1 protein-coding gene is annotated in these 872 nt (G+C 40.3%); it reads right to left on the bottom strand.

What is annotated here, in order from left to right; genetic code table 11:
* Positions 1-37: 37 nt before the first annotated feature.
* A partial coding sequence (locus tag BQ7483_RS00105; protein ID WP_083535601.1) for an IS4 family transposase occupies positions 38-872 on the bottom strand: 835 nt, incomplete at its 5' end.

The raw sequence follows: 872 nt of genomic DNA, 5'->3' as shown, positions 1-872 counted from the left end.
TCATTAGTGTCCCGTTAAAATGGGACGAGTTAAACAATTAATCAAAAAGCCCCGGAATCAGGGGATCATTTAGATCTTTGACATCATTGAAATTAGTCTTGTCGAACAGGTCACGCAAGTGGGTTTTGTCAGTCAATGATATACTGAGAATTTGCAAAACTTCATAGGTTGAACGTTTCAACTTCATATCATGTTGGACAATAGCCACAAGACAGTACGTGATAATAGCCACACTGATTTGTATGCGAACAGCGTTCTCTGTTGTGCCCCAGAATTTCTTTATCTTGAGATGCTGCTTGAGCCATTTGAAGAACAGCTCGATTAACCATCTTTTCTTATAAAGATTGGCGACATCCAGTGCAGAAAGTTGTTTTGCATTCGTCAAGAAAGTGAACTCACGGTCATCCTCTTCGTCGTAATATCGGACGAGTCTGAATGACTCAGGATATTTTTTCTCGGAGAGATATCCGGTCAGTTTCACTTCCGCATCTGTCATTATGTTCTTTGGCATTCTTCGCTTCCATTTGACTGTCTTATACTTTAAGTTCGTCTTGGCTCTGACAACAAAGAAAGAGTCTGTAAGATGTATCCTATAGAGTTCTTTAAAGGAGTCATAAGCCCTGTCAAATATATAATAAGCATTTGATTCATAATGGATTGAAGACATTGCTGTGGAATCGTGCTTTGATGCAGTGGTTACAGTATAGAAGGCAGGAAATTGTGCTTCAATGTCGTATAAGACATGAGCTTTCACCCCTCCTTTCTTGCTTCGGAACTTTGCCCATGGGAATGTTGCAAGACACAACGGAATCGTTGTTGAATCAAACGCATATTTCTTTCCGGAAATGTCAAGGATGTTGGTCGTCCGCTTC

The organism is Mediterranea massiliensis, assembly GCF_900128475.1.
Classification (GTDB): Bacteria; Bacteroidota; Bacteroidia; order Bacteroidales; family Bacteroidaceae; genus Bacteroides; species Bacteroides massiliensis_E.
Note: the sequence above shows the minus strand (reverse complement) of the source record. Positions and strands in the feature narration are given on the sequence as shown.